This window comes from Thioalkalivibrio sp. ALE23, from assembly GCF_000378545.1.
In the GTDB taxonomy this organism is placed as follows: domain Bacteria; phylum Pseudomonadota; class Gammaproteobacteria; order Ectothiorhodospirales; family Ectothiorhodospiraceae; genus Thioalkalivibrio.
On record NZ_KB900053.1, the window covers coordinates 1 to 6,926 of the forward strand.

General features: G+C 58.9%; 7 protein-coding genes and 1 pseudogene. All 8 read left to right on the forward strand.

Going from position 1 to position 6,926, the window contains the following annotated elements:
* A pseudogene (locus F573_RS15295) lies at positions 1–275 on the forward strand (type IV secretion system protein VirB4); the annotation flags it as partial.
* On the forward strand, positions 250–1,029 hold the full coding sequence (locus F573_RS0113455; protein WP_019023022.1) for a hypothetical protein: 780 nt from the start codon (positions 250–252) through the stop codon (positions 1,027–1,029). The pseudogene F573_RS15295 and the gene F573_RS0113455, both read left to right, overlap by 26 nt.
* A 169-nt stretch (positions 1,030–1,198) precedes the next feature.
* Positions 1,199–2,434, forward strand: a complete 1,236-nt coding sequence (locus F573_RS0113460; RefSeq protein ID WP_019023023.1) for a type IV secretion system protein — start codon at positions 1,199–1,201, stop codon at positions 2,432–2,434.
* Between the two features lie 137 nt (positions 2,435–2,571).
* Complete coding sequence (locus F573_RS0113465; protein WP_081619240.1) at positions 2,572–3,396, forward strand: type IV secretion system protein; 825 nt, start codon at positions 2,572–2,574, stop codon at positions 3,394–3,396.
* Between the two features lie 2 nt (positions 3,397–3,398).
* Entirely contained in the window at positions 3,399–4,193 is a 795-nt protein-coding gene (locus tag F573_RS0113470; protein ID WP_026300941.1) for a TrbG/VirB9 family P-type conjugative transfer protein, read from the forward strand.
* 15 nt (positions 4,194–4,208) lie between these two features.
* Positions 4,209–5,546, forward strand: coding sequence for a TrbI/VirB10 family protein (locus F573_RS0113475; protein ID WP_038033519.1), 1,338 nt, complete (start codon positions 4,209–4,211; stop codon positions 5,544–5,546).
* Positions 5,547–5,593: 47 nt separating this feature from the next.
* Complete coding sequence (locus F573_RS14665) at positions 5,594–6,373, forward strand: lytic transglycosylase domain-containing protein (RefSeq protein WP_019023027.1); 780 nt, start codon at positions 5,594–5,596, stop codon at positions 6,371–6,373.
* Positions 6,360–6,902, forward strand: coding sequence for a hypothetical protein (locus F573_RS14435; protein ID WP_155986681.1), 543 nt, complete (start codon positions 6,360–6,362; stop codon positions 6,900–6,902). The genes F573_RS14665 and F573_RS14435 overlap by 14 nt, the downstream gene beginning before the upstream one ends.
* Positions 6,903–6,926: the final 24 nt, after the last annotated feature.

A 6,926-nucleotide genomic window follows, 5' to 3' on the forward strand; every position in this document is an offset into this window, starting at 1 on the left:
CGAATGCCAATGCGAGGGCATCGATCGACCTCTACACCAAACGGTTCGGCCTGACTCACGAGCAGGTGGAGCGGATCCGCACGGCGACGCCAAAAATGCAATACTATGTCTGCACGCCGGATGCGAGTCGGATGATCGAGGCGCAATTTCCGCCCGAAATCCTCACGCATCTGCGGTCGGACGGAAAAGCACAGAAGGCTTTCAACGAGGCGCGTGAACATCACGGCCCCAACTGGAAGGAGTATTACCATGAGGCAATGCGCGGGAATTTCTAGGCAGAAGAAGGTCGCGGGTGTCGCGCTGGCGGTGGTGATGTTGTTGGGAAGCATCAGCGCGTCAGCCCAATGGGCGGTGTTTGATGCCGCGAATTTCGGCGAAAATATCCAAAGCGCGATGGAGAATGCGCGCCAGTACCAGCAAATGGTGCAGCAGTATCAAGCGCAAATCGAGGAGTATCAGCGGAATTTCCAGCAGCTTCGCGACTTCGGCGAAGGCGTGAGTGGTGCGCGTGATCAATACAGAGCCCATCGCGACGCAATCGAGGATCTGTATGGCTCCCTGCAGGAAGGGAGCGAGTTTATGAATGATCTGTATCGCGACTTCGCTCTGAGCGACGCCGAAACCTGGGAGGAGTACCACGAAATTCGCGCGCGACAGGAAGAGCAGGGGCAAGCCCGGGCGAAGCAGCAGATGGAGCACGCCACTGGCATTATGGACAAGGTCGAGCAACAGTACGAAGAGGTCGAGCGGTTTGAGAGCCAGGCCCGAACGATCGATGGTCAGACGCAAGGATTTCAGCAGCTGAGCAGTCAGATGGCACTCATTTCCCGACAGAATGCTCAGATGACTGAGACGTTGGCCCAGCGGAACATGCAGGAAACAGCGAAGATCGGGGCTGAAGAAGCCCGTAGTGAGGGGCACCGGAAAAGGATGAAGGAGAAAACGGAGGCAGAGAGGGAGTGGGCCACTGAGCGGAGTGAGGCGGCCGATGAGTTCTTCCTGGAGCAGTTTGGGGATGTGAGGGAGTAGTGGATCGGTTGAGTCGCCGCCCGCCCCGTTCGTGGCATCCATGATCGAATAGCGCGAATTGGCGGCCCGTGCCAGCACTGAGCGTGTCAGTGGCCGGGGCTGATTCGGGTCAGAATTGGATGAAAACAACAGGCTATGGAGTTAAGCCGGATCGCAAGGAAAGACCGGGATGTCGGATAGCGCGGTAGGTCAAAATCTAACGCAGGACCTTACGAACTTTCTTGAGGTCGTGCTCGCCCCCTTGGCCACCATGGAGGCGTTCGCCGTCAACATCGGGGATCGGATGGGCGGGATATCGATCATGTTGATGGATATCTTCCTCGTAATCGCCGTCGTGGTCATGGGTATTCGTTTTGCCCTATCGAACTCATTGGTTGCCCAGGATATGTTCTTCGAACTGTTTAAGTTCATTATATTCTGGTCGGCGCTTTACTGGATGATCGGCAATTATGGAGAGCTGATCGATCGCTTCTATGATGGATTCGATGTGCTCGCTCAGACGATCGAATCCGAAGCGGCAAGCGAAGTCGTCGAGATGGCGAATCGCACCGATATGGCCGCGAAACATCAAGAATCAATTTCGCAATCAACGCGATTCGATGATGATGATCCGCACCCCCCTGGCCTGGCGGGGGCTGAAGGGATGGCAAGGCTGTTGCTCAATATGGCGGAAACCCGTTCGGAGGTCTACGCAGCCACCCGAGAAAACGCGAGCAATGAGAGTGGCGGATTTTGGGACGCAGGACCGACCATCGCCGCTTATGCAGATAAGTTTTTTACCGATGCATGGGTGACATTGATGACCCTTCTGGCAGGGGCCGTGATGTTTGCCTATGTGCTGGTATATTCGATCGTCGTGATTGTTCTTTGGTTTCTCAAGTCGATGGTGATCGCAATCGGTCCAGTCATGCTGGCGATGTTCCTTGTCCCGTATTTGAGCTATATCGCTGATGGGTGGGTTCGGATCGCGATTATTGTGGGACTGATGTACACCATGCTGTCCCTGGTTATGGCTCTTTTTACCGGCCTGATGCTCGGGCAGGTGGGGCTGGCCGGTATTGTCGGTGTTGATATGTCGGAGTTGGAAAACAAAGAGATTCGGGCTCTTTTTGAGTGGGGTGAGTTCATGCCCCTGCTGCTGATCGCGGTAGTGGGTATGTACATTATGATCAAGGTTCCGCAGTTCGTGGAAATCTTGATGATGGGCCGCGGAATCGGCGGGATGGCCGGGGGCGGGTCCGGTGTAGCGGCGGCGGGGCTCGCCAAGGGTGGAGCTATGGCCGGCGGGGGTACGCTCAAGGCGAGTGGATACACCGCGAAGAAAGGCGGTCAGGCGACCTCCGCAGCAGCCAGGAAGGCGGGGCTGGCGAAGCCAAAAGAAAACCCGAAGATCACCCATTCGTGACCGAATAGCGGATGCGCACTTATGACCTTGTCGTCGGGTGCTTCTCGGCCCGTGCCGCCGGAAAGTTCAGCATGCATCGGCGTTAAGCAGGATAAAGGTAGGGATTGACGATGAGACTAGGGAAAGTGTTCAAATCCATGGTGGGCAAGCAGTCGGCCGATGAAGCCGACGGAGAGGAGGCAGCCGCTGGATCCTCTCCGAACGGCGGATCCTCTCCGGAAGGTGGAGTGAAGACGACGGGGGGAGGCACAAATGACCGGCGTGGGGCCAAAGGGAAAGCGGAACAGGGTGGAGAGCCGCCGGCACAAGCTCCGGCCCCCGCGCTGAACGCGAAAGCGATCAAGAAACGATTTCTCCACGAGGGCGCTCTTCAGGTCGAAAGAAATCGATACTTCGCTCTCGTCATCGGGCTAATGCTGACGGTGATCGCCATGGGGTTCGGGATGGCAGGGCTGGCGCCCCTGAAGTCGGTGGTCCCGTATGTGATCGAGACGGACGATATCGGTCGAACGCAGGCGGCAGTGGCATCGGTGGAGGAATTTGAACCGGAGGAAGTGCAGATTCGCTATTTTCTCGCTGAATGGATCAACCAGATGATGGAGATCCGTCCCGGGGTGACGCAGGCAAATCTGCCGGATGCGTTCGAGACGACGACCGGAACGGCTCAGGACCAGTTTCGGAATCATCTGGAAGAATATGAACCGTTCGACAAGCTCGCGGAGAATCCGGATCGAATTACGGAGGTGCGCGTGCGTTCGATGAACATGATGCCGAACGACGCGGTTCTGGTACAATTTCGGACAATTACACGCGAACCGAACCGGCCGGACGAAGTTGAGGCCTGGAGTCTGACGGCGAATTACAGCATCGTTCCGCCGCGCACGGAACAGGAAATCCTGGAAAACCCGATTGGGCTCCAGATCGAGAATTTTGACCTCAGAAAGGAAGTGGGGGGCAGCTAAACATGGAAGGCAAGCAGCGGATCTTTGGGGTAGGCCTGGTGGGGCTGGCGATGGCGCTTACGTCGGTCGGTGCTGCCGCGCAGAGCCCGGGGGTGGAGGGGCCGAAAGCCTATCCATTCCCCCAGGAAACCAATCTGGTGCAGTTTCGTTACGACCCGAACCGAACATACGAGATCCTGGCGCGGCCATCGGCACCCACCAATATTGCCCTGGCACCCGATGAAGAGCTTGTCGCCCTTGCAATCGGGGATACGGTCCAGTGGAAGACCGAGGACATAGACGGACACATTTTCATCAAGCCCATCCGAAGTGGTGTCTACACGGCCGGGACGATCGTGACCAGCCAGCGGTCGTACCAGATCAGCCTTCGCGCGGTGGATGAGAACAGCCAGTGGTATCAACGTGTATCGTGGGACTATTCCTCGGGTGGCATGGTCAAACAGGGGTCCGGGAGAGGGGCTCGGCCGGGGTCAGCGTCGATGGATTCCGAGGGTGAAGAGGCGGAACGTCCGGAGCCCACGGAGCATACAAGCCCGCGCGTCGAGGATCTGAACTTCGGTTATGAGGTGCGCGGATCGTCGGGCCTCGTGCAAAACGCATTTGATGATGGGGAGGCACTCTGGATTCGCCTGGAGGATGATGTGCAGGAAGTCCCGGCGGTTTTTGTCTCCGGCCGGAGGCATGCTCAGGCGCTGGCGAACTATCGGGTCGAAGGGAACTACATCGTGATACATCGGCTCACGGATCGCGCACTGCTGCGCATCGGAGACAGTGAAGTCGTAATCGAACGGACCTGACGGGGGCGGAAGATCATGGATGAAGAGCAGGACCCGACTCGCGAGGGAGAACCGCAGGAGACTCAGCGCCGGCCCGCCACCAGTAATGCGGATGCCCCGCAGGGGAAGCTGTCGAAAAAGTTGATGGGTGTCGTGGTGGCGGCCATCGGGATAACGATGGGGCTGGGCCTGATGATCAGCAATATGGGGGGCGATGGGAACGGTGAGGCCCAGGAAGATCGTGAAAGCGATCGGCGGACAGCCGCCCCCCCGGGGGATTCCGGGGATTTCCTGGATGAACTCCGTGAACGAGAGCAAGAGGCACTGGAACGCCGGCGTGCGCGGGAAGAAGAGCTCCGCGAAGAGGGCGAGGAGGAGCCCGAGGTCGAAGTGGAAGGCGAGCCGGATATCGCAGCGCAACCGAGCGATCCAGAGCAAACGGTCGACCCGGAGGTGGAGCGCGAGCGTGAAATCCGCAAGCGGGTAGCGCAATCCGACATGATCGCCATCGACAACTCCTCGATGGGTGTTGGCGGTGTGGGTGGTGCCCCGTCCTCGAGGCAAGGAGCCGAGGGTGCGCCAGCCGTACCCGGAGCAGGTGGACCGGGTGCCGATCCAGGGGTGGATCCAGTAGCCAGAGCGCAGGAGAGCCTTCAGGAGAGACTGGGGAATCTGGGTAACATGATGGGCCCCGGTGGCGGTCTCATGGAAGAGACGCCCAGCCGCGCGGAGAGAAATGAAGAATGGTTGCGCAGCCGTTCCGAGAGCGAGACCAATCGAGCCGATGCCGAAACCGAAGTCCGGGATCGCCCGCATGAGCGCCCGGTGGTCTATGAGGGCTCTGTCATCCCGGCCGTATTGCAGACGGACGTCAATAGCGACCTCCCCGGCATGGTCACCGCAATGGTCACCCGGGACGTCCGGGATTCGGTGACCGGTGGCGAGATCGTGATCCCGCGGGGGTCGCGTGTGGTCGGTGAGTACAATGCGGATGTGCTGGACGGGCAGGATCGGCTTGTATTCGCCTTCGAGCGGATCATCTATCCCGATGGGAGGGATGTGGATATTTCGGCCATGGGAGGTGCGGACGAATCGGGCGCTTCCGGTGTGGAAGGAAACGTGAATACACACTTCTGGTCTCGCCTGGGTCGAGCGGGGTTGATTGGTGCCATCACGCTGGGTGCTGAAAGGCAGGCGGAAACATCCGACTCGGTGATTGGGGGAGATGCCAATCAGACCGGGACCGCAGCGTCGGAGATTTTTGCGGATGTCGCGGAAGATTCGCTGGATCGGCATCGGGATCGTGGGCCAACGATCACCATCCCAGCTGGCGAGCCGTTCACGATCATGGTCAACCAGGATATTGTCCGTTAAACTGGACGGGTAGACGGAGATATAACACCCAACGGAATGGGAGTGGCATGGAGCCGGTGATCGCGCAAGAGAAAAAAAAAGTAGGGCCCGGATGGGCGCTGGCGGTGGTGCTGGCGTTTCTGGGTCCATCGGTGAATGCGGCCGGTAACGCCGGCCTGGATCTCCGTGCGATCGGGATGGAGGCGGCAAACTCGCCTCAAATGGTCGTCGTGCATGACCGGGATCATGGACGAGTGGTGCATTTCTTCCGGGCCGGAGAAACCATTTCCCATCACGCCGAAATCATCCAGAAGGGTGAAGGGCAAAAGACGCAGCCGTCCGTTCGCCGAAACGGGGGCGGGCGTGCGATGCACTCGCAGTCGGGCGAAGTAACCCCCTATAATGGGTCGATCAATACGGTGGCCTACCGCAATCTCATCCGAGAAGCGGCACAAGCGCATAACATTCCCCAGTCGCTTTTGCGCGCCGTTATCCATTCCGAAAGCTCCTTCCAGCCATACGTCGAATCCCATGCCGGGGCTGTTGGGCTGATGCAGTTGATGCCGGCAACAGCCCGTCGATTCGGAGTGACCGATCGGCGGGACCCGGCGCAGAACGTCCAGGGCGGAGCGGCATACCTGCGTGAATTGCTGGACCGATATGGTGGCAATCTCGACTTGGCGCTTGCGGGTTATAATGCGGGCGAGGGTGCCGTTGATCGATATGGCGGGATTCCGCCGTTTGATGAAACGCAGACATTCGTGCAGCGGGTAAAATCCCGGCATGCCCGGTATCACCTCGAACAAAACTCCAATCGTATTGCCGAGGGGCGCCATGCTGCATACTAGATCATGGGTTCGCCATATCATCGTGGTCGCCGGGATGATTGGTACATCCGGCTGCGCCATGATGGAGCGCAGCGGATCGGGTGGAATGGAGTCGAGTGGACATAATCCGGAGCTCGCGATCCTGGCGGAAGCGGATGAATTCGAGCTGGGCTATGTCGTAACAGACATGGAAGGAAACAGACGACCGGGGCAGGTATTGTCGGATGGCGAGTCCACCTATTTCGCGTGGCCTCGAAATAAGTCGATCGATAGCGTGCAGACAGCGCACGGCCAGGCGATCAATGTCGAGCGCATTGGGCCGTATTACGTGGCTGACCGGGTGGAGGGCATGTGGTTTGTCACCACGGGGGGTGAACACTGGTGCGTACGGGACGATGCCTTGTCAGCGGATGCGTGTTCCGATCGCGTGGATGCATCGAGTCCGCGGCCTCCCGATGAAGACGAACTGATGCAGCGGCGCCAGGAACTCGAAGCGCGGTTGCGCGCGTTGGAGGAAGGGGCGCAGCCATCAAAGTCCGAAGCCAAGTAATTTCAATCGAACCCACGGACGGAT

Bases quoted from the DNA above. Each gene is read 5' to 3' on its own strand.
- F573_RS0113460 (WP_019023023.1), top strand. From the start codon at position 1,199: ATGTCGGATAGCGCGGTAGGTCAAAATCTAACGCAGGACCTTACGAAC.
- F573_RS0113470 (WP_026300941.1), top strand. From the start codon at position 3,399: ATGGAAGGCAAGCAGCGGATCTTTGGGGTAGGCCTGGTGGGGCTGGCG.
- F573_RS14665 (WP_019023027.1), top strand. From the start codon at position 5,594: ATGGAGCCGGTGATCGCGCAAGAGAAAAAAAAAGTAGGGCCCGGATGG.
- F573_RS0113455 (WP_019023022.1), top strand. From the start codon at position 250: ATGAGGCAATGCGCGGGAATTTCTAGGCAGAAGAAGGTCGCGGGTGTC.
- F573_RS14435 (WP_155986681.1), top strand. From the start codon at position 6,360: ATGCTGCATACTAGATCATGGGTTCGCCATATCATCGTGGTCGCCGGG.
- F573_RS0113475 (WP_038033519.1), top strand. From the start codon at position 4,209: ATGGATGAAGAGCAGGACCCGACTCGCGAGGGAGAACCGCAGGAGACT.
- F573_RS0113465 (WP_081619240.1), top strand. From the start codon at position 2,572: ATGGTGGGCAAGCAGTCGGCCGATGAAGCCGACGGAGAGGAGGCAGCC.